Raw genomic sequence first — 25,989 nt, forward strand, 5'->3', positions numbered from 1 at the left:
TTTTATGCTTTCCGCTTCCGTCTTTTCCTCACCTGGCGCAGTCCCAGGTAAATCAGGACAGCAAAAACTGCGCAGAGCAGGGCGAGCAGCGCAGCCGAGTGCTGACGCGCCAGGTCATGCACCATCGTGACGATTTGCGGGCCATAGCGGATGACCAGGAGCGCTTCCACGGTAAAACGGACCAGTCGGCCCAGAAACACCGCTGCCAGGAAATCGCGCAGATGCATCTCAAAAACGCCGGCGCCAAAGACGAAGAGCTTCCAGGGCGTGGGGGGTGGGAGCATGGAAGGCACAAAGACGGCGAAAAATTCCTGCTTCTCAAAGCGGTCGCGCAACTGCTCAAAACGCTGCCGGTCGACCCGTTTCAGCAGGAAAAGTTCACCACCTGCCCGCCCCAGAAAAAAGGGCAGAAGGCCGCCGATCGATGAGCCGATGGCGGCCATGATGGAGTAAAGATAGAAGTGCCTGGGATCGGCCCATACATATCCGGAGATGATGAGGTCCATGGGGACGGGGATGGTGCTGGAATCGAGCAGGGCCAGCACGCCCGCTCCCCAGAATCCGAGTGGCTTCAGTACGGCGACAAGCCAGGCGCTGAATTTCAAAAAGAGGGCTGAAAGACGTTTCAAGACGGTCTACTGTTTCCTGTGTTGGAAGGGATTTCATGCGTCTCCGTTCCGGCCAGCAGGCCCAGGGCGTGGGAGAGCAATGGAAGTATGGCCAGCAATGAGGTCGCCGCTCCGCGCGGGCTTCCCGGTAGATTGACAATGAGCGACTGGCCCCGGATTCCGCACACGGCACGGCTGAGGGCGGCAAAAGGGGTCTCCTTGCGGCCTTCCAGGCGCATCACCTCAGCAAGGCCGTCCAGCAGGCGGTCGCACATTTTCTGCGTGGCTTCCGGGGTGACGTCCCGCGGCGCAACTCCGGTCCCTCCCGTGGTGACGACCAGTTCGGCCTCGCTGCAACAGCTCCGGAGTGCGTTTTCGATGGCTGGCTGCTCATCTGGAACAGTGAGCTTGCACACGGTCACAAATCCGTGGGCTGCCAGAAGCTCGGTGACGGCCGGGCCGGAGAGGTCCTGGCGGGTCCCTGCAAAGCAGGAATCACTGACGGTAATCACGGCTGCCTTCGGCATACTTTTCTGATTGTAACGGGAGGACCTTCGAGCACTACCGTTTCTCTTCGCGCTGAGTCAAACTGATAGATTTTTCCCCTCTATGTGAGAGAATGAAGAGATACAGGAAAATCCGGCCGGCGGCCTGAACCGTTTCCGAATGCCCATTACCGAAGTCCCAACCAATCCATCTGGTGCTCCCCCAGAGCCGCCACGAACTCGCCGAACTCAGCAATACGAGCACCTTGAGCGGCACGAGCTGCTTCAGGTCATGGATGAGCTGCAGGATGAGCGTGCTCGTGCCCGCCTGCGGGAGGTCTTCTGGGTCTCCATTATTATTCACCTGGTCGTCTTTTGGTTCCTCGCTTATGGGCCGAAATATGTTTTCCACCAGGTGAAAGTAGTCGATCCGTTTACTGTTTTGAAGGAACGGGAAAAGCAGCTTACATACCTGGACCTGCCACCGGACATGCAGAAGCCGGTGAAGCCCAGGCGGTCTGATGTGATCTCTGATAAGGACCGCGTCGCCCAGACAAAACATCCGACGCTGGACCGCAAGACCCTGGAAGAGCTGGAGGCCATGAAGCGTGCTGGTCCGCCCGCTCCCCAGCCAGCACAGAAGCCGGGAGAGACGCCCCAGGCCCCTGCACCACAACAGGCACAGGCTTCACCGCCGCCGCAGCCGATGCCGCAGGCCCGACAGACGCCGCCTGCGCAGCCTTTGCGGCAGAGCGAGCAGGCCCAGCTTGAGGCCCCTGCTCCCAAACCGGCCCCAACCCAGCCAAACTTCAATACGGGAGGTATGACTGCGGGCCAGGCCATCCAGCAGGCAGCGCGCAATGCCATCCGGTCCGGCCAGCTCGGCGGAGGCGGTGATATGGGTGCCAATGCTCCCTCAGCGCATCCCGGGGTAAACGGAGCGGTAGATATTCTTAGCGACACGATGGGTGTGGACTTCGGCCCCTACATCCGCCGTATTATTTACGACACAGAGCGTTCCTGGTGGCCCATCATCCCGGAATCGGCGCGTCCGCCCATCTCCAAGCAGGGCAAGGTCGGCATACGTTTCAAGATCATGCCGGACGGGAGCGTAAAGGAGATGGTCCTGGAACTGCCCTCGGGCGATGTGGCCCTGGACCGCGCCGCGTGGGGAGGCATTACCGGTGCATCACCCTACCCCCCATTGCCGAAGGAATTCAAGGGGCCATTTCTGGAGCTGCGCTTCCTCTTCCTCTATAACATCAAGCCTGGAGACGAGTGAGCTTGCCGGTGCAGACAGATTGCCTGCCTGCGCCACAGGCACGCTGACTGCAGACGGTCTCTTTCGCTAATCTAGGCAAAGTGGAACTCTTTGGTGAGCACCGCAAGCGCCAGATCTTTGGTCTGCTGATCATCGCGGCCCTTGTGCTGGCGATCGCGTTTCTGCGTGCTCCGGCGCACACAATTTTTCCGCATGGATGGTGGCACGTTTGGTAGATCCACTCCTGATTGTTCTTGCCGGACCGACGGCCAGCGGCAAGACCACGCTTTCGCTCTATCTGGCGGAACGCCTGCCCTGCGAGATTGTCAGTTGCGATTCGGTGGCCATCTATCGCGAGATGGAGATTGGTACAGCCAAGCCGGACAAAGCAGACCGCGAGCGGATTCCTCATCACCTGATTGACGTGATTGATCCCACCGGGCACTACACAGCGGGCGATTACAGCCGCGATGCACGTCGCGTTTTAAGAGAAATTATTGCCCGCGGGCGTGTCCCGGTCGTCACCGGAGGGACCGGTTTTTATCTGCGCGCACTCACAGAAGGGCTTTTTGCCGGACCGCAGCGTTCGGAATCGCTGCGTGAGCGTCTCCGGCGCAGCGCAGAAAAGCATGGCCGCGGATGGCTCTATCAGTTGCTGATGCGGCTTGACCCCATCTCCGCCGAGCGGATCCATCCCAATGACACGCCGAAGCTGGTACGCGCAATCGAGGTCTGCATTGCTGGCCGTCAGCCGATGTCTGAAGCCTGGAAGGAGGGCAGGGACCCTCTGAAGGGATTTCGCATTGTTCGCATTGGTCTGGAACCGGACCGGGACCGACTCTATGGACGGATTGATCAACGTGCAGCGGCCATGTTCCAGAATGGCCTGGTTGAGGAAACAAGAAGGCTGCTCGAAAAGTATGGCGACGCGCGGCCCTTTGACTCCCTTGGATATAAGCAGGCCAAGGCGCTTCTGCGCAACGAAGTCCGCGAAGCCGATGCCATTGCGCAGGCGCAGCAAGGTCATCGCAATTATGCCAAACGCCAATTGACCTGGTTTCGGCGCGAACCAGACATCTTCTGGCTGCGCGGCTTTGGAGATGAAACGCGGGTGCAGAGAAGGGTCGTGGAATTGATAGAAGAAGCCGGAAGCAACCAGCACGCCGGAGGCCCGCACATGGGCCAGTCGCACTGATACACTAGGATGTTTTGCACCACTTAAGGAGAAACCATGCCACAGACGATGCAGGCGCTGGTCAAGCCTGCTCCGCAGCCTGGAATTGAAGTACGCGAAGTGCCTTTGCCTGTTTTTGGCCCCTCCGATGTTCTGGTCAAGGTAGAGGCGGCATCGGTTTGCGGCACGGACCTGCACATCTACAACTGGGACCCCTGGGCGCAGGGACGGATCCATCCTCCCCTGATCCCCGGGCATGAGTTTTGCGGCATTGTTGCCGCTGTTGGAAGCGATGTGACGACGGTCAAGGAAGGCGATTTCGTTTCAGCAGAGATGCATGTGGCTTGCGGCAAGTGCCTGCAATGCCGCACCGGGCAGGCGCACATCTGTCAGTACGTGAAAATCATCGGGGTAGATGCGAACGGCGCTTTTGCAGAATATGTAACAATTCCTGAGACGAATCTCTGGAAACTCGACCCCTCGCTGCCCCGCGAGTATGCTTCCATTCTGGACCCACTGGGCAACGCCGTGCACACCGTACTCGCCGGTGAAATTGCAGCCAAGACCGTGGCTGTGGTGGGCTGCGGCCCCATCGGACTGTTTTCCATCGCTGTGGCGCAGGCCTGTGGAGCAGCTTCAGTCTACGCTCTGGAGGTCAATGAGCACCGGCGCGTGCTGGCAAAAAAGATGGGTGCAACCAGAGTGCTGAATCCGGCGACCGATGATGTCCATCAGGTGGTCCTTCAGGAGACGAATGGTCTTGGCGTTGATGTGGTCCTGGAAATGTCCGGGCACCCAGATGCCATGCGGCTGGGCTTCCGCATCCTGCGCACCGGAGGCCGCGTCTCGCTGCTGGGGATTCCTTCTCGCCCGGTAGAGTTTGATTTTGCCAGCGACGTCATCTTCAAAGGCGCTGTGGTGCAGGGCATTAACGGCCGCAAGATGTATGAGACCTGGTACCAGATGGAAGCGCTGCTGAAGGCCGGGAAGCTGGACCTTTCCCCGGTCATCACGCATCGCTTACCTATGCATGATTTCGCCAAAGGCATGGATCTGCTCAAAAGCGGTGAAGCCAGCAAGATCGTGCTGTTCCCGAAGGCATAAGTATGGAAGTCTCCCCGAGACGGTTACGTCCTTGAGCAGCGAAAATACCGGCCCGAGAGCACCTCTGGCAAAAGGCAGAATTTCCGATTACGGTCGTGGCCACAAACCACATCTGCGCGGTACGTTGCATATCATTTATTCTCAAACTAAACCATGTCTCAGGATGCTATCCCAAAATTAAGCGGCTACAGTGAGGCTGCTCTGGACCTGGCCTTTGCGGAGTTGACACGGGAGGTCGAGTCTTCGGCGCAGGCGCTCAATTCTCCTGAAAGCGTTGAACAGTTCCGTCTGCAATGGTTAGGACGTAAGCAGGGCCGGCTGAAGCTCATCAGCGATGCGTGGCTTAAGTCCGCGCCCGTAGAGGCAAAAAAGCCCCTCGGACAGCGCTTTAACCAGCTCAAGGCGCAGATTGAAGAGCGCCTGGAGCGTGCCTCAGGAGCCAGCGCTCGGTTCGCGCTCGATGCTGAGGGGATCGACGTCACTTTGCCCGGAACCCGCCGCGCGCTCGGCCCCGAGCATCCGCTGATCAAGACCATGCATGAGATGGTTGCTGTCTTTAAGCGCATGGGGTATTCGGTGGGCGTAGGTCCTGAGGTGGAAACGGACTATTACAACTTCGAGTCCCTGAATTTCCCCCCCAATCATCCAGCGCGTGACACGCAGGACACGCTCGTCATCGCCGGCCAGGAACGGAAACCGCTGCGGGACCGGCTGCTCATGCGCACGCATACTTCGCCTGTGCAGATTCGTACCATGGAGCAGCAGCCGCCGCCCGTACGCATCGTGATTCCCGGGAAAGTACACCGCAACGACGAGGCCGATGCCACGCACTCCCCCATCTTCCACCAGATCGAGGGCCTGTGCGTCGACACAAACATCACCTTTTCCGATCTCAAAGGCACGCTCGACCATGCCATGAAGGAGTTTTTTGGATCGAGCGTAAAAACGCGCTTCTTCCCCTCGTTCTTTCCATTTACGGAACCCAGCGCCGATGTGCAGATTAGTTGTCCTTTCTGCGGAGGTAAAGGCTGCCGCAAGTGCAAGCATTCGGGTTGGATTGAGCTGCTTGGCTGCGGCATGGTGGACCCAGCGGTCTTCGGCTTTGTGCAGCAGAAGCAGCCTGCTTATGACCCGAAAAAAATCTCTGGGTTCGCCTTTGGCATGGGTGTAGATCGTATTGCCATGATGAAATACGGCATCAGCGACATTGGCCTGTTGTATTCCGGAGATGTACGTTTTCTGGAGCAATTTGCGTGAAGCAGAGAGGCAGCGCTTTGCAGGTGCTTCCGCCAGTGCGCCGCGTCAGCATTTTGGTGCTGACGTGCAGAGGTGACTCTTAGGTTGAAATCAGATGGCCGTTCCCGCTCCGGTCCGCAGATGGTATGAGCTGGAAAATACAAATGGAACTGGCCTGGACTGGTCTTCAGGCCAAGGGTGATAAGGGAACTACGAAAACAAAGTTATGAAGTGGATAGGATGCAGAACGGGACGAAGAAGCGTCCTGGATTGCTGACTTACAGACTCGTGGACTCGCTATGAAGATTCTCTCCAACTGGATTCGCTCGTATCTACCCGAACTGTCCGTCTCAGACCGCCAGCTTGCCGACGACCTCACCTTACGGGGCATCGCGGTCGAAGGTGTGTTTGATCTTGGGGCGCATGGCTCCCTCTTTGAGATGGACATTACTACGAACCGCGTGGATGCGATGAACCACTATGGCATTGCTCGCGAGGCTGCAACCATCTACGGACTGAAGCTGAAACCGCTTGATGATGCGGTCAAAGAACTGTCATCCCGGCCGGATCAAAGTGGAGCCACGGGAGCTGCATTTCCCATCTGCATTGAAGAGCCTGCGCTCTGCGGTCGCTTCACCGCGCGTGTGCTGCGTAACGTCAAGATTACGCAATCCACTGGGATTGTGGCCGAGCGCTTCCGTCTTCTTGAGCAAAAGCTCATCTCGAACGCGGTAGACGCGACGAACTATGTCACGCTGGCCATGGGCCATCCCACCCATGCCTTTGACCTGGACAAGCTCGAAGGCGGAATCATCCTGCGACGTGCCCGCAAAGGTGAAAAGCTGCGTACGCTGGACGGCATCGAGCGCACCCTCGATCCCGATGATCTGGTCGTGGCTGATGAGAAGAAGGCCCTGGCCCTTGCCGGTGTCATGGGGGGCTGGGACACGATGATTACCCCCGAGACGAAGAACATCCTGGTTGAGGCGGCATGGTTTGATCCCTGGACGGTGCGGCGCAGCTCCAAGCGGCATCTTCTGCATACAGACGCTTCGCACCGCTTTGAGCGCGGGGCGGACTTCAACGCTCCGCCCGTGGCCTCGGCGCTTGTCAGCCGCATCATTCTTGAAAGCGGCGGTGAAATCGAAGGCGACTTCGTGGATGTAATTGTTGCGGAGGCTGAGGCACGCACCGCGAAACGTCCTGCCATCAGCTTCGCTCTGCACGAGGCCCATCGTATTCTTGGTGCCACAGAAGATCCGCAGGGCATTACGGCTGAAATGGCAGAGAGCATTCTGACGGGCCTCGGTTGCAGGCTAGAAAAGAATGGGGCCTCACACCAGGCCACCGTGCAAAACCTCGATCCATCACGCGCAATCTCCATCGGGTCGGTGCCTTCACCTGCCGAATACCAGGTCGTGCTCCCGAGCTGGCGCCTTGATCTGGAACGCGAGATTGATCTCATCGAAGAAATCGCGCGCGTCTACGGATACAACCGCTTCCGAAACACGCTGCCGGCTTTTGCCGGTTCTGTCATCGAGCTCCCCACGGCAGAAAAGGAGTCTGTCGTACGCCGCACTTTGCTGGCGCTGGGTTGGACTGAAGCCATCTCCAGCACCTTCTGCTCTGCAAACGACGCTGTCATCTTTGCACCGCAGCCCAACTCGGCTGTGCCCATGGGGAACCCGCTGAGCGAAGAGGCCGGAATGCTGCGCCCGTCGCTTGTTCCGGGAATGCTTACCATGCTTACACACAATCTCAACCGCGATGTGGAAGATGTAATGCTCTTTGAGATGGGGGCGGTCTTTTCTGGTTCGACCGACCGCGTGGAAGAGAAAACGGCGCTCGCCATCGGCGCCTCTGGCCGGTTACCGCTCGAAGGCCCGCAGCAGTCTTCACGTGCGCTGGATTTTTATGACGTCAAAGGCAGCGTGGAAGAATTGCTCGGCAAGTTCGCCGCGAAGTCCCTCTACTTTGACCGCTTCCCATCCGACTCAGGTCTCATGCCTGCATGGCTCCATCCGGGCCGCTCGGCCCGGGCCGTCATCGATGGGGCCACGGTCGGTTACTTTGGCGAACTGCATCCGGCAGAAGCGCAGCGTCGCAAATTCAAGCAAACCGTCTACCTGGGAGAGTTCTCTCTGGACCGCCTTTTCCGGCAAAGCCTGCGTCAAGCTGTGATGCGGGAGCTGTCGCGGTTCCAGGCTGTCCGCCGGGACTTTTCTTTTATTTTTGCCGATACGGTTTCTTTTGCGCAGATTGCCGATGCGCTTGCAGCATTGAAGATCTCCGAGTTGCAGCGCTTTGATCCGAAGGAAATCCTGCGCGACAAGGATGGCAAGCGCGTCCCCGCAGGGCACTTCTCACTGCTGTTGCGTGCTGTTTTTCAGGCGCAGGACCGTACTTTGCAGGAAGAAGAGCTTCAGGGATGGTCCCAGCGCATCATTGCGGCGCTGGAGCGATTAGGCGGAAAACTTCGGGCGTAAAGAAAAACGGGGACCCGTCGGGTCCCCGGGGTTGTCCCAGGAAGATGTGTTGCCTTTTTTGATCAGCTGCGGTAGACGATCCGGCCTTCGCTGATGGTGAAAACCACTTTTCCTGTAAGGGTCCACCCATCAAAAGGTGTGTTTTTTGACTTCGATTTTGTATCGGACGCGCGGAAGGTCCACTGCTTTTTTGGATCAAAGATGATCACATCAGCAAAGGACCCAACAACCAGACTGCCGCGCCCTTTGAGGTTCAGGAGGCCAGCCGGTTGGGTGCTCAGAAGGGCGAGTACGCGCGAGAGCGGAAGCTTGTGCTTCTGGTGAAGAAAAGCGATCGTCAGGCCCAGGGCGGTTTCAAGGCCGGTGATGCCATTGGGGGCACGCTCGAATTCCTGTTCTTTCTCATGCGCAGCATGAGGAGCATGGTCGGTGGCTATGGCATCTACGGTGCCTTCAATGATGCCTTCGAGCATCGCCTGGCGGTCAGCTTCGGAGCGCAGGGGTGGATTCATCTTCGCATGCGTGTTGTACTCACCGACTGCTTCTTCATTCAGCACAAAGTGATGTGGCGCGACTTCGCAGGTAACGTGCAGGCCGTTGCGGCGGGCACGGCGCACGGCATCGAGGGCGCGGGCCGTGGAAAGATGGGCAACATGCAGGTGTGGCCGCGCATCCTTCAGTTCCGCAACCAGCCGAATGTCGCGCTCGACCAGGCCAAACTCGGCCTCGGCGGGCATCCCACGCAGCCCCAGCCGGAACGCCAGGGCACCGGCATTCATGGAGCAGCCTCCGGTCATGCGGGTGTCTTCGGCATGCTGGATGACGGGCAGTCCAGCGCGTGCGGCAGCTGCAAGTGCCTGGCGCATGATGGAGTCACCAAGAATTGGTTTGCCGTCATCGGTTACGGCCACAGCGCCCGCCCCCTTGAGTGCACCATATTCGGTCAGGGCCTCGCCCATGCTTCCGCGTGTAGCGGCTGCGATGGGGAAGACGCGAATCTGGGCACCGCGTTCGGGGGCCTGCATCCAGCGGGTGATTTCCGGCGAGTCATTTACGGGCGTCGTGTTGGGCATGGCGCAGACGCTGGTGAAGCCACCGGCGGCTGCCGCCGTGGTGCCTGAAGCGATGGTCTCCTTATATCCCTGCCCTGGTTCGCGCAAATGGACGTGAATGTCGACGAGTCCGGGCGCAACCGTCAGCCCTTTGGCAGAGATGATCTCTGCGCCTTCCTGTTTCAGCTTGCCCGGAGCTTCTACGGCGGCCACGCGGCCATCCTTCAGCAGAAGGTCGCGCGGGGAGTCCACGCCCGAAGAGGGATCAATCAGATGGCCTCCACGGATGAGAATTGGTTTCATCGCGATGCTTTTCCTTTGCTTGTGAGCGCGCGCACCAGCAGCGCCATGCGGATGGCGACCCCGTTCCGCACCTGTTCGGCGATCGCGGACTGCGGGCCATCGGCCACTTCGCTTGTAATTTCGAGTCCGCGGATGATGGGACCGGGGTGCAGGATGAGTGCTTTCGGAGCATAGGCAGCCATGCGCCCGGAATCTGCCTGATAGCGCAGCTTGTATTCTTCAAGGTCGAGGTTCAGTCCAGCCAGCCGCTCGGCCTGGATGCGCAGCATCATGACCACCTGCGACTGTTTTAGCGCTTTTTCAAAATCACGCTCAATGGAGATGCCCGGACCGGCCGCGGCAGCAGTGTCCGGAAGGAGGGCCGATGGACCGCAGAGGACCACATGTGCTCCCAGGCGCGGCAGCAGAAGCATATTGGAGCGGGCCACCCGGCTATGAAAGATGTCTCCGCAGATGGTGACCGTCAGGCCCTTCAGCGTAGCGGGAGAAAGCGGACCAGAGGCCTTTGCACCAAGGAGATGGGGGAGATGGGCCAGAATGGTTCGCAGGTCAAGGAGCGCCTGCGAGGGGTGCTCATGCATTCCGTCTCCTGCATTCAGAACAGGCAATCCGGTGGCGCGCGAGAGCACATAGGGCGCGCCGGAGTTGGGATGCCGCAGGATAATGCATTCGGCCCCAAGCGCCCGCAGGGTGATGCCGGTATCTTTGAGCGATTCGCCCTTTTCAATGCTCGAAGAAAGTGCACTGACCAGAACGGTGTCCGCTCCAAGCTGTTTGGCCGCCAGCTCAAAGGAGGTGCGCGTGCGGGTACTCGACTCGTAAAACAGCAAAGAGACGCGACGTTTGAAAAGCCGCTGCATCCGCTTGGAGGGGTCCTCTTTTTCAAGAACAGAGGCGAGCTTCAGGATGCTGCTGACCTCTTCAAGGGGCAGGTCCGTAACAGAAAGAAGGGAGCCCGGGTGATGGGAAGTGTTTTGTTCCTGGTCAGGCAGAGGTGTCTTGCGCGGCGTCGCTTTTGATTTCGGCATGAGTTGCAATCAGAAACTTTAAGAGATCTTGGCTGCACATTACGGAAGACCCCTCGGTCCTTCAAGCGGAAGAGCCGAAGGTCCTGACAGGAGACGACACCGTGGACCGTTTTAGTCCAGGCGTTCCACCAGCACCACCTGCTCGTCATTGTCCACTTCGCGCAGCTTCACTTCCACAATTTCGCGGTCCGTAGTCTGGATGGTCCTGCCGACGAAGCTGGCTTCAATCGGAAGCTCGCGGTGCCCGCGGTCAATCAGCACCAGGAGCTGGACCCGGCGCGGGCGACCGTGGTCAAAGAGGGCATCCATTGCGGCCCGCACGGTGCGGCCGGTATAAAGCACGTCGTCCACCAGCACCACATTGCGTCCGTTAACGTCAAAACCAAGGTCCCCTGGATTCACCACGGGCCGGACATCTTTGGTGGAAAGGTCGTCGCGGTAGAAGCTGATATCGAGTACGCCCACATCGACCGGCTGTTTTTCAATTTGGCCAATGAGCGTACCCAGGCGCTGGGCCAGCGGGACGCCGCGGCGCTTGACGCCAACCAGACCGAGGTTTTCACTCCCGTTGTTCTTTTCGATGATTTCGTGGGCAAGCCGCACCAGAGTCCGTTCGATTTCAGACGCGGACAGGATACGGCCCTTCTCCCGCAGCACGGGTGTTTGGCTTGTTTGTGGTCCTGACATAGGGGCTCTTGCCGATGATACGCAGAAGCGGCCATGTGGAGCAAGAGAGGGCTGCGCGCGGCGGCCAATCATTCATTTGGGGACAACCGCTGCCGCGCCCCCATCATGCGCGCACCCAGCACTCCTCCTATGGCAGAGAAGGCAATCATCATGATTGCGGCAAACGAAGACATCATCAACACCATGGCGGCGTGTCCGTCGGGAGAGAGCCAAAAGTGCAGAAACCAGGGAATCTGCTGGGCTGCGTCAGGGTTCTGGCGGGCCATCTGCTCGGTCATCTGCTGGGTCATGGTGTTCAGGCGCTGGTCAATGCGTGCTCCGTGGTGCAAACCATAACGCTCCAGTACCATGCCAACCCCGTCAATCAGGCTTGCGCTGAACGCGGAAAGCAGTCCGGTCAACATACCAATCCGCCAACCCGTACCGCTGTTCATTGCATCCATGGTTTTTTTGCGGTACAGTGCAACGGTGCAAAAGCCTCCGGCCAGCAGCCAGAGGATCCCGAAATCCCAAAGAGAGCTGAGCAGGCCGACAGGAAGCGCCAGCATCAGAGCGGCCTGCACTGCCGGCCGCCATTCAATGTTTTGGGTGGCGCGGGCAGGGATGCCTGCCATTTGCGTACGGTAAACCGGCTGTTCTTCTCCAATCTCCAGGCGCAACTGGGGGCCCCGCAATGCGGGCAGAAAATTTCAGTGGAGCTGATGGCATTGCCACATCGGTGACAGACCGGATCCATAATTCGACCCTATCGCACTGGCCGAGGGAATGGCAATGTGGAGGAGGAAAACTTACTGGCTCTGCGCCGTGCCCTCTTCGTTCTCGGGAAGTTCCAGCTCCACAAGTGTGAATCGGGTTTTGCCGCCCTGTTCTTCCAGGTCCACGATGTGCTGGTGGTTTTTGGACCCGGCGCGGAGGCTTAGCCCACTTTCGCTGTGGTGAATGCCTTCCTGGCCGTGTCCGCGGCATGTGAGTCCGTCGCGCGTGGCAATCGGCGTGCCTACCGGAGAGTCTCCCTTGCACTCGATCACGTCACCGAAGCGCCCCAGGGCCTTGCGATAATAGGCCAGTACTTTGTCCTGGGCATCGGGCGTTTGATAGGGCACGGCTTTCACGCGCAGCTGCCATTTTCCAAAACCCATTTGCACATCAGCAGAGTTATTCTCGGAATCCGATACTGCCTCGGCCCCTGGATAAACCGGCAAGCCGACATCGGCCGCCGTGATTTCATTGGTACGAACATGCAGGCCGCCAACCGGCGTTTCAATCTTTACCGTTTTGTCTTCACCGTTTTTCGTTTTGTCCACTTGAACGCGGCATCCGGTTGCAGCGACTACCGCCATGGCCAAAGCAGACAGGGCCCGCTTTTTCATGCGACCTCTTCTTTCTCCTCAATGATTGAAGATACGCTGTGGATACAGGTGATGTTCCCGGGAAGGCATGAGTGCACTACTTTCAGTGCAGGTTTTGTGGAGAGGACCGTGGTTCCAGTCTCTTAAGGCCTTAGGGTGGCTGCGCCCGCCGGGAGCATGTGGAGAGGAAATGCAGAGAATTTTGGCAACCTAAGCCGCACTGCGTAATCTAAAAGAGAAGCCAAGAGACTGCATTCAAAGGATTTTTATCGTAATGCGCCATCGAAAGCGGATTGCCTGGGGGATGTGGCTGTTTTGTTCCGCGATTCCAGGACTTGTTGCCCAGAGCAATCCGTACAGCTCTGCAGCCAACCCTTACTACGGGAGCGTCCAGTCTGTTCCCTACACCCCAGAGACGAGGCAGCTTTCACTTGACGATGCCATTCGGATGGGGATCGAGAACAATCTGGCTTTAACGCTGGCACGCGAGAGCCAGAAGGCGGCTGAGGCGCAGACCGCACAAACGCTGAATGTCCTGCTGCCTAACATTTCTGTGAATGGTGGAACCGGTATTCACCAGTTTAATCTGCAAGCCCAGGGGTTCCGTCCTGGCCTTCTGTCTTCTTTTGCCGCATTGGTGCCTTCCTCTGAAGCGGTCAATTTTCCGTTCATCGTGAAAGTGGACATCACGCAGGGGCAGGCTAATCTTTCCCAGACGCTTTTCAACTGGGCAGGGTGGGACCTGTATCAGGCAGCAAAGGCCAGCGCCCGTTCGGCTTATTACAATGCGCAGTCCTCGCGCGGGCTGGTTGTGCTCCATGTGGGAACGGCCTATCTTCAGGTGCTGGCGGACCAGGCCCAGCTTGACTATGCAAAATCGCTGCTCCGTTCCAGTGAAACGCTCCTTTATCACGCAGTGGAAGAGCACAAAGCGGGAACTGCAGCCAATCTGGATGAGTTGCGTGCCCGCGTACAGTACCAGACCCAGCAGCAGAGCGTGACGGCCGCTGAGAACAGACTGGAAAAAGATGAAATTGCTTTGAAGCGGGAAATTGGCATGGACCCGCGACAAAAAATCCAGCTGACGGAAGCCTCTCCATTCTCTGAGCTGGATGTCATCAGCATCGAAGAGGCAAAACGAGAAGCCTATGCCAGCCGTCAGGACTATCAGTCGCTTCTGCAGCAACTGCGTTTTGCTGAAATGGAGCGCAAGGCGGCAACCCATGAACGATTTCCTACGCTGAGCTTTAACGGGAACTATGGTGTGACTGGTATTTCTGGCGGCCCTTATCACGGGACCTTCGCCGCTGTGGCTTCACTCAATATACCGGTCTTTCAGGAGGCGAAATTCCGAGGAGACCGCGACCTGACCGAAGCGCAGCTGAGCAGTATCCGCTCCCAGCTTGCGGACCTGCGCAACAAGATTGACCAGCAGTTACGCGACAGCCTGCTGGACCTTCAGTCCACGGCCGATCTGGTGCGTGTGGCCCGCAGCAATGTTGATCTGGCCACGACGGCGCTGCAGCAGACAATGGACCGTTTTCAGGCCGGGGTGGATGACAGCCTACCCGTCGTAGATGCACAGGCCACTCTTGCGCAGGCCCAGGCACAATACGTAGACAGTGTGCGACAGTTTAATCTGGCCAAGCTGGGGCTGGCCCGTAATCTTGGCATCATCGACACGCAGTATAAGGCCTATCTGCAGGGCGGGGCGCCGGCAGGTATCAAACGCCCCTGAATGGTTTGGTGGCTTGGTTCAGGAGCCGGATTCCTGGACGGATTTTTTCAAATACCACGGAATGTTAATCACGATAATCCTCTGATTGCCCTTTACCAGCAGGATCAGCTTGAGCAAGTTGGCGCGCTGGTTATGGAGCAGGTTTTCCCACCAGTGCTGTACCACCAGTTCCGGCACCAGGACTGCAATCTGACGGTCAGGATATTTCTTTTCCTGGGCAAGCACATGTTCGACCAGGGGCTGGACAAAAAAGCGATAGGGGGACTTGATGGTAATCAGTTCAGGGGCCGGGAGTCCCGCCTGTTGGACCGGCTTCAAAACCTTATCATTCCAGACCTCGCAGATACTGTCTTCGTCATCGCCACAATCCACGTGCACCACTTCTACCTCTGGCGACATCATCAGCGCGAAGCGCAGGCCTTTTTCGCTGATGCGGTTCCATTTGTCTACCGGAAGAATGACGCGTGGAGGGCGTAGCCCCTCAACCACCAGGCTGCCGGGTTCGGCTGTTTCCTGTTGCACGCGCAGGTAATGTCTGTGCACGGCACGCATGATGAGAATCAACAAAGGCACGAGAAGGGCGGTGACCCACGCTCCCTCGGCGAACTTTGCTACCAGCACTACCAAGAGGGTAAGACCGGTTGCGGCTGCCCCGATACCGTTGACGATCATGCGTCCTTTTGCATGGCCCTGCCTGCGCCAGTGCATGACCATTCCTGCCTGAGAGAGAGTAAAGGCCAGAAATGCGCCAATGGCATACAAGGGGATCAGCCGGTCTGTGACTCCTCCAAACAGAACCAGGAGCGCGGCGGTGAAGAAAACCAGGGCGATCACTCCATGCGAATAGAGCAGTCTGCGCCCACGCAGGATGAAGACATGGGGGAGATAATTTCGCAGGGCAATGGCCCGCGCCAGGCGTGGGAAATCTGCAAAAGCCGTGTTGGCGGAAAGGGCCAGGACCAGCAGGATCGAACCGATGGTCACGTAATAAAAGACACCTTTGCCCGCCACGGCGGCCGTCAGTTGAGACAGCACGCTTTGATATCCCGGGCCCGCTGGAGGTGTGGCCCCGATGCCATAGGCCCGGCAAAGCAGCGCGATGCCGGCCAGAAGGAGAATCAGCAATGCGATGATGATGGTGAGTGTGAGCTTTGCGTTTTTTGTGCGCGGATTACGGAAAGCCATGACGCCATTGCTTACCGCCTCCACCCCGGTCATTGCAGTACAGCCGCTGGAGAAGACCTTCAGAAGGAGCCAGAGAGTCAGAGAGGCCGTGGCTTGAGGTAGCCGGGGAGGCGCGACCACAGGGCGGGGATGCCCCCCCTGGGCCAGCGCATGAATGCCACCGAGGACGATCACAGCCAGCAGAGTGAGAACGAAGGCGCAGGTGGGCAGCATAAAGGCAACACCCGTGTCCCGGACTCCACGAAGATTGATGATCGTCAGCAGGGCGAGGATACCAAGGCAGAGCGCCAGTATATGCGGTTGCAGGCTGGGGACCGCGGACACCAGGGCGCCGACTCCGGCAGAAATGCCTACGGCTGCGGTCAGAATGTAGTCAATCATCAGGGCCGCTGCGGCGAGCAGGCCGGCGCTTTCTCCCAGGTTTTCTGTAGCAACGGTATAAGACCCGCCGCCCTGAGGATAGGCCTCGATCGTCTGCCGGTAGGAGAAATACACAATGATCAGCAGCGCAATAATGGCGAGGCTGACCGGAACGATATAGTGCACGCCGGCCACTCCCAAAGGAATCAGCAAGGTGAGCGCCGCTTCGGGTCCATAAGCTGCCGAGCTGAGCGCGTCCAGCCCGAAGATCGGGATTCCGGCCGCGGGGCCAATTTGTTCCGCGCGTTCTTCTGAGGTTGCCAGAGGGCGTCCAAAAAGAAGGTCAAAGGTCCTCATAAAGACGAAACTATCGTATCCGTTTGAAAGAAAGATTGAGAGAAAAGCATGATGCTCTCAGCACATGAGATGCTGGTTCAGGCCGGAATTCTGCGCCGGATCCATGACTGTGCTGGTCGCTCGATGAATTTCATCGTCAAAAGGGCCGCTGCAATCAGGAGCAGATAGCTGATCCAGGGATCAAACATCTCCATGTGCGTATTTCTGAGGACATTGGATTTGTGGATGATCTCCCACAGATTGAAATGCAGGATGTAAAGGCAGTAGCTCGCCTGTCCTACGGCAACAAATGGGGCGAAACCAAAGAAGCGGGCCAGGAAATTTGTTCCCGCCAAACCGAGGATGGCCAGAGCAAAGAGCGGCATCAATAGGCCGTCATGCATCATGGCATAGGGCATGTGGTCGCCGTAATAAAGGACGGCATACAATCCGGCGATTCCAACCAGACCAAGCCACAGACGGGCCCGCGAGTCACGCGCAATGAGCGCATCCACGTCCGCCAATACGATTCCAAACAAAAACGATGGGACATGTGGCGGAGGAGAGAATTTGAGGGCCCGGATCCAAAAACCATCGGTGTAGCGGCCGGGGTGCGGACCATCCGGGTGGAAAATTGTGTAGAGTGCCGGCAGCAGCATCCCCGCCATCCATAAAAGCGCCAACATTCCTAAGAGGCCGCGCCAGTGCTTTGGCCTGCGCCAGACAACCACTGCGGGAAAGATGAGATAGAAGAACGCTTCTGTACACATGGTCCATGCCGGAGTGTTCCAGAACGTTGCCAGCTTCGGGACCCACCCCTGCAGAAGGAAAGGTGTGAGTGCCGCGCCAAGGGTGAACTCGCCCCGCGTCCGCACATGCCATTCCTCCACCAGCATTCCCACCGACACCAGGAGAGCGAAAAGGTAGACAGGATATAAACGCGAGAGCCGCGCCAGCCAGAAGTGCTTTGCCTGGAACTGTCCCTGCTGTGCCCGATCACTGTAGTTGTAGGCGAGGATGAACCCGGACATCAACAGAAAGAAACTCACCGAGGTGTAGCCGTTGTCCACAATCGGCGCAAATGGACCAAACCATTTTGGGTTGGAGAAGTGAAAAAAAACGATATTCAGTGCGGCAAAGGCCCTCAGGCCGGAGAGTGCTGGCAGCCTCGGCTTGCTGATTTTTCTGGAGGGCTTTTCTGAGGAAAAAGATGGTTGGGTCCTGGCTTCGGGCATTTCCAGCACCGCAGCCCGCGTTTCCGCGATGTGCGGTTGTGCGCTCAGGCAGTCACCAGTGAGCCGACTTTCTCCCCGCAAATCACGCGGCGGATGTTTCCCGGCTGGTTGAGGTTGAAGATAATCATGGGCAAATTGTTGTCTTTGCACAGGCTTACCGCGGTGGTGTCCATTACTTTTAACCCCAGCCGCAGAATTTCCATGTACGTAATCTGCTCAAATTTCACTGCATCGGTTTTGATGACCGGGTCAGCATCATAGATGCCCTCGACCTTGGTCGCTTTTAATAAGACGTCGGCCTTGATCTCCATGGCGCGCAGGGAGGCCGCAGTATCTGTGGAAAAGTATGGATTTCCTGTTCCTGCAGCGAAAATCACTACCCGGCCCTTTTCGAGGTGCCGGATGGCGCGGCGGCGGATATATGGCTCGCAGACCTGGGGCATCTCAATGGCAGACATGACGCGCGCATGGACACCCTTCTTCTCAAGGGCATCCTGAATGGCCAGTGCATTAATGACCGTGGCCAGCATCCCCATGTGGTCGGCCGAGACGCGGTCCATGTCCCTGGCCTGGTCCACGCCACGGAAGAAGTTGCCGCCGCCCACGACGATGCCGACGTCGACGCCCATCTGGCGTACTTCAGCGATCTCGCCCGCAATTTCATGGATACGGCTTCCGTCCACGCCAAAGCCGCGTCCGGCGGCCAGCGCTTCTCCTGAGAGCTTCAAAACCACGCGCTTGTACATTCTCTTTGAGTATCGCATGGGGTAGGGAATGGAGCGAAGCGGCTGTACAAGATGACGGAACGCCCCGGGCCCTTCTGGCGGCATCGCGCAGGCTATATCATTACCGCTTTCGGCGGCAATGATTCGGATGGATACGTGCTCATCGGCGCACGCGTTGCCGGCGATACCTTGCCTCGCCCGGTCAATGTCACTACCCCTTCAGGATATACCCCGGCAAGCCATCCAGACTCAGCCTATTTTACTCAGGTCATAGGTCTCGAAGAACCCGCTGGTGTTGCCGGTGCCGGTTATACCAGCATCCAGCAGCAGTAAATACCACCGTGCACAATTCCACCTGGCGGTATACTCGCCCCATGGGCCAGCATCTGTTTGATCTGATTCGCCAGGGAAAGACCGCAGAAATTGCCGATCTGGTCAACGCACAGCCCCAGGTAGCGTATTCGCGGGATGCGCAGGGTATCTCAGCCCTGATGCTTGCCGTGTATACGCAGCAGCCGGTCGTCCGCGACTTTTTGCTCACACATTGCGGCGAACTCGATGTGTTCGAAGCTGCTGCTGTGGGAGACTGCGCCCGTCTGCAAGCTTTGATCGCCCGGGACGCGATGCAGGCCCGCGCCATTTCTCCTGATGGATGGACGCCGCTGCATCTGGCAGCGGCTTTTTCGACGGCAGAGGCCGTAACCTTGCTGGTCGAGCACGGAGCACATATACACCAGGTTTCGCACAACCCGCTGCGGAACCAGCCGCTCCATGCTTGTGTGTCTTTAAACCAATCTGTGGCCACGCTGTCCGCACTTGTGGAAGCGGGCGCGGATGTGAATGCTACCCAGCATGGAGGATTTACTCCCCTGATTCAGGCCGCTGCCGCCGGGAAAAGGGAGATGGCCGCAATCCTGCTCAGAAATGGAGCCAACCCGGCAGCAAGATGCGACCAAGGTAAGGCTGCCATCGATTATGCCCGTGAGCGCGCGCACCGCGACATTGTGGAGTTATTGGAGAAGCATAGGGAGCAGGATCAACAGCTTACCATTCGCTGACCCCGCAGAATGGTCTCAATGACCTCTCCGTTCGGAGAGAGGACTGTGATATCGGCCGTCCGTCCTGGCTGCAGTGCGCCGATTTGTGAATCCAGCCCAGTCATACGCGCGGGGTTCCGCGTGGCAAGGCTTGCTGCTGTAGCCATGTCTACGCCTGTAAATTCGGCAAAGTTGCGCACGCCTCGATCCAGAGTCAGCGTGCTGCCTGCCAGAGTGTCTTCGCCAACGATGCACTTGCCATTCTTTACGCGGACATCAAGTTCGCCCAGTTTGTAGCTGCCGTCCGGCATTCCGGTGGCGCTCATGGCGTCCGTGATCAGGATCGCGCGGTCTGCGCCCTTTTCTTTCCAGAACATGCGCACCACAGCAGGATGAACGTGAAGGCCGTCGCAGATGATCTCAGCAAACAAGTCGTCACGGTCAAGAACAACTCCCAGAATGCCGGGATCGCGATGGTCGAAGCGCCGCATGGCGTTGAAGGTATGTGTTGCTGACGTCGCCCCGGCGTGGATGCCGCGCAGTGCATCGTCCATGCCTGCGTTGCTGTGTCCCAGGCTTACGCGCACGCCCAGAGAGACAGCCCGTTCGATCACTTCGATGGCCCCGGGAAGCTCCGGCGCGATCGTCATCAGGCGGATGTGGCCTTCGGCGGCCTCCCACATGCGATCGAAGAGCGGAACGGAAGGCTGCTGCAGGTCCTGTTCCGGGTGCGCACCCTTTTTGGAATGGGAGATGAATGGGCCTTCGATATGGATCCCAACCGGCCGGGCCCCTTTCAGGTCCTTGCCCATCAGCTTTGCCAGTCCATGGAGCGATTTCAGCGTTGCGTCCACCGGTGCCGTGACCGTAGTTGCGAAGTAAGAACCAACACCATGCGCAGAGAGAAAACTTCCCACCGTGTTCAGCGCACCTTCGCTCGCTTCCATCACATCGCTTCCTGCGCTGCCGTGAATGTGTACGTCAAAGTAGGCCGGGACCAGCACGGCCCCGGGAAAATCATGCCGCGGCCCCTCAGGAAGCGGTGCTTCGGCAAGGGATACAATGCTCGTGATGGTCCCATCTTCGACGGTCACGATGGGATGAGGGACCGTTTGGTCCGGGGTCAGAAGCTTTTCTGCAGTCAGGATGTATCGCATGAGATGGGTCTTTCTTGTATAGCTGTATAGTCTACTACTTTTCTTTGTCAGCAAATGAAAAAGAAGATTTTACGCATAGGTATACACCTTTCTACTTCAGGGGGTGTGTACATGGCGGCCGAGAGGGCGCAGGCCATCGGGGCAAACACCTTTCAGATTTTCTCTTCCAGTCCGCGTATGTGGCGCCCGGCACGGATTGATCCGGCTCACTCTGAGCGCATGCACGAGCTGCGGCAAAGATATGGCTGCACGCCGCTGGTGATCCATACCAGTTATCTGGTGAACTTATGCAGTCAGTCAGAAGAGGTCAGGGGCAAGTCCATCGTTGCGTTTCATGGGGAAATCGAACGCGCGCTGGCGCTTGGGGCAGAGTACCTGGTCCTTCATCCCGGATCCTGGCGCGGCCTGACGCGTGACGAAGGTCTGCGGCTGGCGGCCGAGTCCATTGAACGGGCCTTGGAGGGGCTGGACTGGCAGGCCAGGAACTTCCGGATTCTGATTGAAAACACGGCCGGGGCCGAGTTTTCTTTGGGTGGCAGCTTTGAGCAGGTTGCCGAACTGATGCATCGCCTGCGGAATGTGGCCCCTGTGGGAGTGTGTCTTGACACCTGCCATACGCATGTGTCGGGATATGACATTGTCAGTCAGCAAGGTTATGAGGACACGGTCGAAAAGATCGAAAAGACGATTGGGCTGGAAAACGTCCGAGTGTGGCACACCAATGACGCGAAGGCCGCGCGCGGATCGAAGCTCGACCGCCACGAGCATATTGGGGAAGGCATGATTGGTGCAGAGGCGTTCCGGCGCCTTTTACAGGACGGCCGCTTTGCCCACTGTGCTTTTATTGCGGAAACGCCGCTCGATGATCCAGATGACGACGCGCGGAATGTCGCCAGGCTGAAGGGGCTCGCCGGAGTGACGCGAAAGGCGGAGATGGAATAAGCGGGTCCGGTACCGGAGGAAGATATGAGGGCTTTTCGAGGGCGCTGTGCCTTGTTTTTGTGTATGGGCATGGCTGGTTTCATGCCTGCGCAGGAGCATGTCACGGCGGCCCGCGCCGATGGCCAGAAGACGCCTCTGATGGTGTATCGCGCGGACATACCGGCAGGTGCCTGTGCGCCGTTGGCCGTCATCTCCCACGGGGCGGGCGGCACGGAGGAAGGGTACACGTATCTGGCAAAGGCACTGGAACAGAATGGCTGGATGGTCCTCGTGATGGGACATCGCGAGAGCGGGCCACAGGCGCTGCGGCGAGAGATTTTTTCACATGGAATCCATAGCGGCGTGGAAGCATTGGTAACGGATGCCGATGCGGAAACAAGACGGCTGCTTGACGTGGGGGCGGCCTTGAGCTGGGCAGAAAAGCAGTGTCGTCCACCATATCGTGTCCTGCTGGGGCATTCGATGGGCTCTTCGACCGTCATGCTGGAAGCAGGGGCGCGGAATCGGATTGGTATTCCTGCGCCACCGGCAGGGCAGGACCGCTTCGATGCTTATGTGGCGCTTTCTCCGGAAGGGCCGGGAATTGTCTTTCCGGACCAGGCCTGGAGCAGCATTCACAAACCCATGCTGGTCCTTACCGGGACGCGCGACCAGTCCCTTAAGGGAGGGCCGAAGTCCCGGCAAATTCCCTGGCAGGAGCTTCCCGGAACAGGCCGAAGGGGTTGCCAGTGGATGGGAGTGGTTGACGGCGCCACCCATATGAACTTTGCCGGCGAAGGTTTTGGCGCAGACCGCGTGACGCCATTGGTCAACGAAACAGTAGTACAGTTTTTATCCGAGGCCAGAAGCGGAAATTGTCCTCTGCCGCCGCAACATGCAGGGATGATTCTTCGGGCAAAGTAGGGAAGCCGGGTGCTCGCCGTTAAAATAAATTCATGTCGTCGAGCAAGCCTGAATCTGCGGCTGCATCAGCCGTAAAAGAGTATCGTTACAATCCGGCAGAGATTGAGCCACGATGGCAGGAGAGATGGGCCGCACAGCCTGATCTGTACGCCACCGAGTCTGCTTCCAGCGGCAAGCCCAAGTATTACGTGCTGGAGATGCTGCCGTATCCTTCGGGGCAGCTTCATATGGGGCACGTGCGCAACTACTCGATTGGTGATGCGCTTGCCCGCTATATGTGGATGCAGGGCCATAATGTGCTGCATCCGATGGGCTGGGACGCCTTCGGTCTGCCTGCAGAAAACGCAGCACTCAAGAACAACACGCCTCCGCGTGAATGGACGCTGAACAATATCGCTGCCATGAAGCGTCAGATGCAGCGTCTTGGTTTCAGCTATGACTGGCGCAATGAAGTCACCACCTGCCTGCCTGAATACTACCGCTGGAACCAGTGGTTCTTCATCCGCATGTTTGAGAAGGGCCTTGCTTATCGCAAAAAGAGCAAGGTGAACTGGTGCCCGGAATGTGCGACGGTGCTGGCCAATGAGCAGGTAGTAAACGGACGCTGCTGGCGGCACGAGGAGACAGTTGTCGAGCAGCGCGACCTGGAGCAGTGGTTCCTGCGCATCACAAGCTACGCGCAGGAGCTGCTGGACGATCTGGAGAAGCTGGATGGCTGGCCGGAAAAGGTCCGCACCATGCAGCGCAACTGGATTGGCCGCAGTGAAGGTGCCGAGGTCGAGTTTGCGGTGGAAGACGCCGCGACTGTGCCCGAAGAGGAACAATCCGAACGGAAGAGGGGCACGGCAGTGCTGCCCGCGCGGGAAAACGCGAAGACATCCGGCAGGATCACGGTCTTCACTACACGCATCGATACGATTTTTGGCGCAACCAGCATTCAGCTTGCGCCGGAGCATGCACTGGTGAAGGAGTTTGCCGCGCGCGACCCGAAACTCGCAGATGAAGTCAGCGCATTACTCGAACAGCAGAAGAAGGCGCGCGAGGCGGGAGACATCGGCGAGATTGAGAAGCACGGCGTCTTTACCGGCCACTACGCTGTAAATCCGTTTACTGGCGAGAGGCTGCCCATCTGGGTTGCGAACTACATTCTGGCCGACTACGGGACCGGTGCGATCATGTCTGTGCCTGCGCACGATGAGCGCGATTACGAATTCGCAAAAAAATACGGGTTAGAGGTTCGCGTTGTCATCCTGCCGCGCCGCAATGGCGAAGCCCAGGAAAACGGACAGGAAGACGCCATGCTTCCATTCACCAGCGAAGAGAGCCTGCTGATTAATTCTGGCGAATTCAATACGCTCGGCTGCCGCGAGGCACAACAGAAGATGGCCGCATATGCGCAAGAAAAGGGTTTTGGCCGGCCGACCGTGACCTTCCGCTTGAAGGACTGGGGCGTGAGCCGGCAACGCTATTGGGGCACGCCAATTCCGATGCTTTACTGCGAAAAGGACGGCATTGTTCCTGTACCGGATGACCAGTTGCCGGTGCTGCTGCCGAACAATGTTGAGATTACGCAGCAGGGCGGTTCACCGCTCGGCAAACTGGCAGAATTTATCCATGCAACCTGCCCGAAGTGCGGAGGACCTGCGCGGCGCGAGACTGACACGATGGACACCTTTGTGGACTCATCCTGGTATTTTTATCGCTATACCAGCGCAAAGTATGACAAAGGGCCTTTTGATACGGCCACGGCAGCATACTGGTTCCCGATAGACCAATACATTGGCGGCGTAGAACATGCCATCCTGCACCTGATCTATTCGCGCTTCTGGACAAAGGTGATGCGCGACCTCGGGCTCATCAAAAACGATGAGCCGGTCACCCGCCTCTTTACACAGGGCATGGTGATTAAGAACGGCGCGAAGATGTCCAAATCCAAGGGCAATGTGGTGTCGCCCGATGATATGGTGGCCCGCTATGGCGCAGACGCGACACGCATGTATGCGCTGTTCGCTGCACCTCCTGATCGCGATCTGGACTGGCAGGAAGATGGCGTGGCCGGAGTCAGCCGTTTCCTCGCCAAGGTCTATCGCTTTGTGATGAAGCACGCGGAGACGGCACGTTCTGTATCAGTGGCAGATACGAATGCTGGGGACGCGACTTCGCAGGCCCTGCTCAGAAAGCTGCACCAGACCATCGGCAAAATTACGGAAGACTTTGCCGGACGCTGGCACTTTAATACCTGCATTGCCGCCATTATGGAGCTGGTGAACACGTTGACTGCGGCCGAAGAGGAAATCAGCACAGGCAAGGTATCGGCGGGTGTCGTCAAGACGCTGCTGGAAAATCTTGTGTTGCTGCTCGCCCCGTTTGCGCCGTATCTGGCGGCGGAGTTGTGGGAGGGGCTGGGGCAGAAGCAGAACCTCTTACGCGCGCCGTGGCCCAAATACGATGAGGCCCTGGCCCGTGAAGAGGAGATGGAAATTCCGGTACAGGTAAATGGCAAGCTGCGCGCAGTGGTGAAAATTGCTGCTGGAGCCGACCAGGAAACGATGCGCGAGGCGGTGAAGTCCGACACCAAAGTGCAGGCCGCCACACGGGGAAAAGAGATTGTGAAGGTCATCGTCGTTCCCGGCAAACTGGTCAATCTTGTTGTGAAGTAGGATGGCCGACACGCAACGAGTACGCGGCACGCAATCGCTCGTTCACACCTTTGCCGGGTGCTGGCGGCGCCCTTCTCTGCTGCTATGGGAGCTTGCATGGCGCTGGCTCTTCGGCATTCCCGCGCTGGCGTTGGTTGGCTTCCAGGCATGGCGCATCTACTCTGCAACTTCAAGCCAGCTTGAGACCACAGGGATCTTTCAATTTTCGCTTCAGGACCCGATGCGCGCCGCGGTCATGATCGCAGACGCATTCGCTGTTCTGTGGCCGCCGGTGTTCCATGTTTTGCTGTGGCTTGCGCCGGTATTGGCGGTGGGTTGGGCCATTGCGTCGGGCATAGGGCGCAATCTTGTCTTGCGCTGCTACGATCCTTTATTGCCGAAGCGGCCTGCGTCCCTGATGCTGCTTCAACTGCTTCGCATCATTGCGCTTGTCGGCACATTTGCAGGATGGTTCGCCGCAGTCCATTGGGCGGCCGGCTACGCACTTTCCGGGGCTGAGCCGAGCCTGGTGCTTTATTTTGCGCTGGTCATCTGCCTGTCGCTCGGAATCTTTACGTTGTGGGCATTGCTGAGTTGGGTCTTTTCGATTGCGCCTCTGCTGCTTTTGCTGGAGGACTGTAGCATTGTCAGCAGCCTGCTGCATGGCCTTCGTCTGGGTCCGCTCACAGGCAAGCTGGTGGAAGTGAACCTTGTGATGGGCATCATCAAACTGGCGCTGATTGTCCTGGCCATGGTGATGTCCGCCTCGCCGCTGCCGTTTGCTACCGTCATGCAGGGTACGGAGCTTTATATCTGGTGGGCAATTGTCTCGCTTCTGTATTTTGCGGCGTCGGATTTCTTTCAGGTAGCGCGGTTGGTTGCATTTATTCAGTTCTGGCGATTGTCTGTGCCTTCTGACGCAACTTCTTCACCAACTCCTGCCGCCTCAAAGTAAACTG

23 protein-coding genes and 1 pseudogene are annotated in these 25,989 nt (G+C 58.1%); 12 read left to right on the forward strand and 12 right to left on the reverse strand.

Annotation, left to right across the window (positions count from 1 at the left end):
• Positions 1–2 precede the first annotated feature (2 nt).
• On the reverse strand, positions 3–629 hold the full coding sequence (locus tag N655_RS0109495; protein WP_044934357.1) for a YqaA family protein: 627 nt from the start codon (positions 627–629) through the stop codon (positions 3–5).
• Positions 626–1,135, reverse strand: a complete 510-nt coding sequence (locus N655_RS0109500; protein ID WP_026442802.1) for a MogA/MoaB family molybdenum cofactor biosynthesis protein — start codon at positions 1,133–1,135, stop codon at positions 626–628. Before N655_RS0109500 ends, N655_RS0109495 begins: the two co-directional genes overlap by 4 nt.
• A gap of 139 nt (positions 1,136–1,274) precedes the next feature.
• On the opposite strand from N655_RS0109500, the gene N655_RS21035 reads away from it, so the two are divergent.
• The 5 genes from N655_RS21035 (at position 1,275) to N655_RS0109530 (ending at position 8,354) form a co-directional block, all read left to right on the forward strand.
• Entirely contained in the window at positions 1,275–2,375 is a 1,101-nt protein-coding gene (locus tag N655_RS21035) for an energy transducer TonB family protein (protein WP_026442803.1), read from the forward strand.
• Positions 2,376–2,574: 199 nt separating this feature from the next.
• Positions 2,575–3,549 (forward strand): tRNA (adenosine(37)-N6)-dimethylallyltransferase MiaA, encoded by a 975-nt coding sequence (gene miaA / locus N655_RS18225; RefSeq protein WP_349509508.1) that lies wholly within the window; start codon positions 2,575–2,577, stop codon positions 3,547–3,549.
• Between the two features lie 36 nt (positions 3,550–3,585).
• Positions 3,586–4,632: an L-threonine 3-dehydrogenase gene (tdh, locus tag N655_RS0109520; protein WP_026442804.1), complete on the forward strand. Its 1,047-nt coding sequence runs from the start codon at positions 3,586–3,588 to the stop codon at positions 4,630–4,632.
• Between the two features lie 153 nt (positions 4,633–4,785).
• Positions 4,786–5,889 (forward strand): phenylalanine--tRNA ligase subunit alpha, encoded by a 1,104-nt coding sequence (gene pheS, locus N655_RS0109525; RefSeq protein WP_026442805.1) that lies wholly within the window; start codon positions 4,786–4,788, stop codon positions 5,887–5,889.
• Positions 5,890–6,167: 278 nt separating this feature from the next.
• Entirely contained in the window at positions 6,168–8,354 is a 2,187-nt protein-coding gene (locus N655_RS0109530; protein ID WP_026442806.1) for a phenylalanine--tRNA ligase subunit beta, read from the forward strand.
• Positions 8,355–8,416: 62 nt separating this feature from the next.
• Here the strand turns inward: N655_RS0109530 and N655_RS0109535 are convergent, their stop codons facing one another.
• The 6 genes and pseudogenes from N655_RS0109535 to N655_RS0109555 form a co-directional block, all read right to left on the reverse strand.
• Positions 8,417–9,709, reverse strand: a complete 1,293-nt coding sequence (locus N655_RS0109535; protein ID WP_026442807.1) for a dihydroorotase — start codon at positions 9,707–9,709, stop codon at positions 8,417–8,419.
• The gene (locus N655_RS0109540; RefSeq protein WP_081823658.1) at positions 9,706–10,737 is read right to left on the reverse strand and encodes an aspartate carbamoyltransferase catalytic subunit; all 1,032 of its coding nucleotides are present in this window, start codon (positions 10,735–10,737) and stop codon (positions 9,706–9,708) included. Before N655_RS0109540 ends, N655_RS0109535 begins: the two co-directional genes overlap by 4 nt.
• Positions 10,738–10,848: 111 nt before the next feature.
• A complete protein-coding gene (gene pyrR / locus N655_RS0109545; RefSeq protein WP_026442809.1) occupies positions 10,849–11,424 on the reverse strand; it encodes a bifunctional pyr operon transcriptional regulator/uracil phosphoribosyltransferase PyrR in 576 nt (191 codons plus the stop codon).
• A 68-nt stretch (positions 11,425–11,492) separates the two neighbouring features.
• The gene (locus tag N655_RS0109550) at positions 11,493–12,083 is read right to left on the reverse strand and encodes a hypothetical protein (RefSeq protein ID WP_026442810.1); all 591 of its coding nucleotides are present in this window, start codon (positions 12,081–12,083) and stop codon (positions 11,493–11,495) included.
• Positions 12,084–12,088: 5 nt separating this feature from the next.
• Positions 12,089–12,160 (reverse strand): annotated as a pseudogene (locus tag N655_RS21190) (zinc-ribbon domain-containing protein); the annotation flags it as partial.
• Positions 12,161–12,212: 52 nt separating this feature from the next.
• Positions 12,213–12,794: a hypothetical protein gene (locus tag N655_RS0109555; protein ID WP_026442811.1), complete on the reverse strand. Its 582-nt coding sequence runs from the start codon at positions 12,792–12,794 to the stop codon at positions 12,213–12,215.
• A 253-nt stretch (positions 12,795–13,047) separates the two neighbouring features.
• On the opposite strand from N655_RS0109555, the gene N655_RS18230 reads away from it, so the two are divergent.
• Positions 13,048–14,511: a TolC family protein gene (locus tag N655_RS18230; RefSeq protein ID WP_049961357.1), complete on the forward strand. Its 1,464-nt coding sequence runs from the start codon at positions 13,048–13,050 to the stop codon at positions 14,509–14,511.
• A gap of 18 nt (positions 14,512–14,529) precedes the next feature.
• Here the strand turns inward: N655_RS18230 and N655_RS0109565 are convergent, their stop codons facing one another.
• The 3 genes from N655_RS0109565 to pyrH form a co-directional block, all read right to left on the reverse strand.
• A complete protein-coding gene (locus N655_RS0109565; RefSeq protein WP_026442812.1) occupies positions 14,530–16,413 on the reverse strand; it encodes an APC family permease in 1,884 nt (627 codons plus the stop codon).
• A gap of 77 nt (positions 16,414–16,490) precedes the next feature.
• Positions 16,491–17,627 (reverse strand): acyltransferase family protein, encoded by a 1,137-nt coding sequence (locus N655_RS0109570; RefSeq protein WP_044934361.1) that lies wholly within the window; start codon positions 17,625–17,627, stop codon positions 16,491–16,493.
• A gap of 44 nt (positions 17,628–17,671) precedes the next feature.
• On the reverse strand, positions 17,672–18,373 hold the full coding sequence (gene pyrH, locus N655_RS0109575) for a UMP kinase (protein ID WP_026442814.1): 702 nt from the start codon (positions 18,371–18,373) through the stop codon (positions 17,672–17,674).
• 51 nt (positions 18,374–18,424) lie between these two features.
• Here pyrH and N655_RS0109580 point away from each other — a divergent pair, with 51 nt between their 5' ends.
• Together N655_RS0109580 and N655_RS18235 are read left to right on the forward strand one after the other, a co-directional pair.
• The gene (locus N655_RS0109580) at positions 18,425–18,685 is read left to right on the forward strand and encodes a hypothetical protein (RefSeq protein ID WP_026442815.1); all 261 of its coding nucleotides are present in this window, start codon (positions 18,425–18,427) and stop codon (positions 18,683–18,685) included.
• 41 nt (positions 18,686–18,726) lie between these two features.
• Positions 18,727–19,410: an ankyrin repeat domain-containing protein gene (locus N655_RS18235; protein WP_044934363.1), complete on the forward strand. Its 684-nt coding sequence runs from the start codon at positions 18,727–18,729 to the stop codon at positions 19,408–19,410.
• On the opposite strand, the gene nagA is transcribed toward N655_RS18235, so the two are convergent.
• A complete protein-coding gene (gene nagA, locus N655_RS0109590; protein ID WP_026442816.1) occupies positions 19,389–20,546 on the reverse strand; it encodes an N-acetylglucosamine-6-phosphate deacetylase in 1,158 nt (385 codons plus the stop codon). The genes N655_RS18235 and nagA overlap by 22 nt on opposite strands.
• 54 nt (positions 20,547–20,600) lie before the next feature.
• Between nagA and N655_RS0109595 the strand changes: the two genes are divergently transcribed.
• Genes N655_RS0109595 through N655_RS18245 form a run of 4 tightly spaced genes read left to right on the forward strand, consistent with a single transcriptional unit; the run spans position 20,601 to position 25,985 of the window.
• Positions 20,601–21,488 carry a deoxyribonuclease IV gene (locus N655_RS0109595; RefSeq protein ID WP_026442817.1) on the forward strand — a complete coding sequence of 296 codons (888 nt, stop codon included), beginning with the start codon at positions 20,601–20,603 and terminating at the stop codon, positions 21,486–21,488.
• Between the two features lie 24 nt (positions 21,489–21,512).
• On the forward strand, positions 21,513–22,391 hold the full coding sequence (locus N655_RS18240; RefSeq protein ID WP_044934365.1) for an alpha/beta hydrolase family protein: 879 nt from the start codon (positions 21,513–21,515) through the stop codon (positions 22,389–22,391).
• A gap of 32 nt (positions 22,392–22,423) precedes the next feature.
• Positions 22,424–25,051 (forward strand): leucine--tRNA ligase, encoded by a 2,628-nt coding sequence (leuS, locus tag N655_RS0109605; RefSeq protein ID WP_026442818.1) that lies wholly within the window; start codon positions 22,424–22,426, stop codon positions 25,049–25,051.
• A gap of 1 nt (position 25,052) precedes the next feature.
• Positions 25,053–25,985, forward strand: coding sequence for a hypothetical protein (locus N655_RS18245; RefSeq protein WP_044934368.1), 933 nt, complete (start codon positions 25,053–25,055; stop codon positions 25,983–25,985).
• Positions 25,986–25,989: the final 4 nt, after the last annotated feature.

This window comes from Pseudacidobacterium ailaaui, assembly GCF_000688455.1.
Lineage (GTDB): Bacteria > Acidobacteriota > Terriglobia > Terriglobales > Acidobacteriaceae > Pseudacidobacterium > Pseudacidobacterium ailaaui.

Excerpts from the sequence above, each read along its gene's own strand:
- N655_RS0109500 (WP_026442802.1), bottom strand. The coding sequence starts at position 1,135 with ATGCCGAAGGCAGCCGTGATTACCGTCAGTGATTCCTGCTTTGCAGGG.
- N655_RS21035 (WP_026442803.1), top strand. The coding sequence starts at position 1,275 with ATGCCCATTACCGAAGTCCCAACCAATCCATCTGGTGCTCCCCCAGAG.
- tdh (WP_026442804.1), top strand. The coding sequence starts at position 3,586 with ATGCCACAGACGATGCAGGCGCTGGTCAAGCCTGCTCCGCAGCCTGGA.
- pheS (WP_026442805.1), top strand. The coding sequence starts at position 4,786 with ATGTCTCAGGATGCTATCCCAAAATTAAGCGGCTACAGTGAGGCTGCT.
- N655_RS0109530 (WP_026442806.1), top strand. The coding sequence starts at position 6,168 with ATGAAGATTCTCTCCAACTGGATTCGCTCGTATCTACCCGAACTGTCC.
- N655_RS0109535 (WP_026442807.1), bottom strand. The coding sequence starts at position 9,709 with ATGAAACCAATTCTCATCCGTGGAGGCCATCTGATTGATCCCTCTTCG.
- N655_RS0109540 (WP_081823658.1), bottom strand. The coding sequence starts at position 10,737 with ATGCCGAAATCAAAAGCGACGCCGCGCAAGACACCTCTGCCTGACCAG.
- pyrR (WP_026442809.1), bottom strand. The coding sequence starts at position 11,424 with ATGTCAGGACCACAAACAAGCCAAACACCCGTGCTGCGGGAGAAGGGC.
- N655_RS0109555 (WP_026442811.1), bottom strand. The coding sequence starts at position 12,794 with ATGAAAAAGCGGGCCCTGTCTGCTTTGGCCATGGCGGTAGTCGCTGCA.
- N655_RS18230 (WP_049961357.1), top strand. The coding sequence starts at position 13,048 with ATGCGCCATCGAAAGCGGATTGCCTGGGGGATGTGGCTGTTTTGTTCC.
- N655_RS0109565 (WP_026442812.1), bottom strand. The coding sequence starts at position 16,413 with ATGAGGACCTTTGACCTTCTTTTTGGACGCCCTCTGGCAACCTCAGAA.
- N655_RS0109570 (WP_044934361.1), bottom strand. The coding sequence starts at position 17,627 with ATGCCCGAAGCCAGGACCCAACCATCTTTTTCCTCAGAAAAGCCCTCC.
- pyrH (WP_026442814.1), bottom strand. The coding sequence starts at position 18,373 with ATGTACAAGCGCGTGGTTTTGAAGCTCTCAGGAGAAGCGCTGGCCGCC.
- N655_RS0109580 (WP_026442815.1), top strand. The coding sequence starts at position 18,425 with ATGACGGAACGCCCCGGGCCCTTCTGGCGGCATCGCGCAGGCTATATC.
- N655_RS18235 (WP_044934363.1), top strand. The coding sequence starts at position 18,727 with ATGGGCCAGCATCTGTTTGATCTGATTCGCCAGGGAAAGACCGCAGAA.
- nagA (WP_026442816.1), bottom strand. The coding sequence starts at position 20,546 with ATGCGATACATCCTGACTGCAGAAAAGCTTCTGACCCCGGACCAAACG.
- N655_RS0109595 (WP_026442817.1), top strand. The coding sequence starts at position 20,601 with ATGAAAAAGAAGATTTTACGCATAGGTATACACCTTTCTACTTCAGGG.
- N655_RS18240 (WP_044934365.1), top strand. The coding sequence starts at position 21,513 with ATGAGGGCTTTTCGAGGGCGCTGTGCCTTGTTTTTGTGTATGGGCATG.
- leuS (WP_026442818.1), top strand. The coding sequence starts at position 22,424 with ATGTCGTCGAGCAAGCCTGAATCTGCGGCTGCATCAGCCGTAAAAGAG.
- N655_RS18245 (WP_044934368.1), top strand. The coding sequence starts at position 25,053 with ATGGCCGACACGCAACGAGTACGCGGCACGCAATCGCTCGTTCACACC.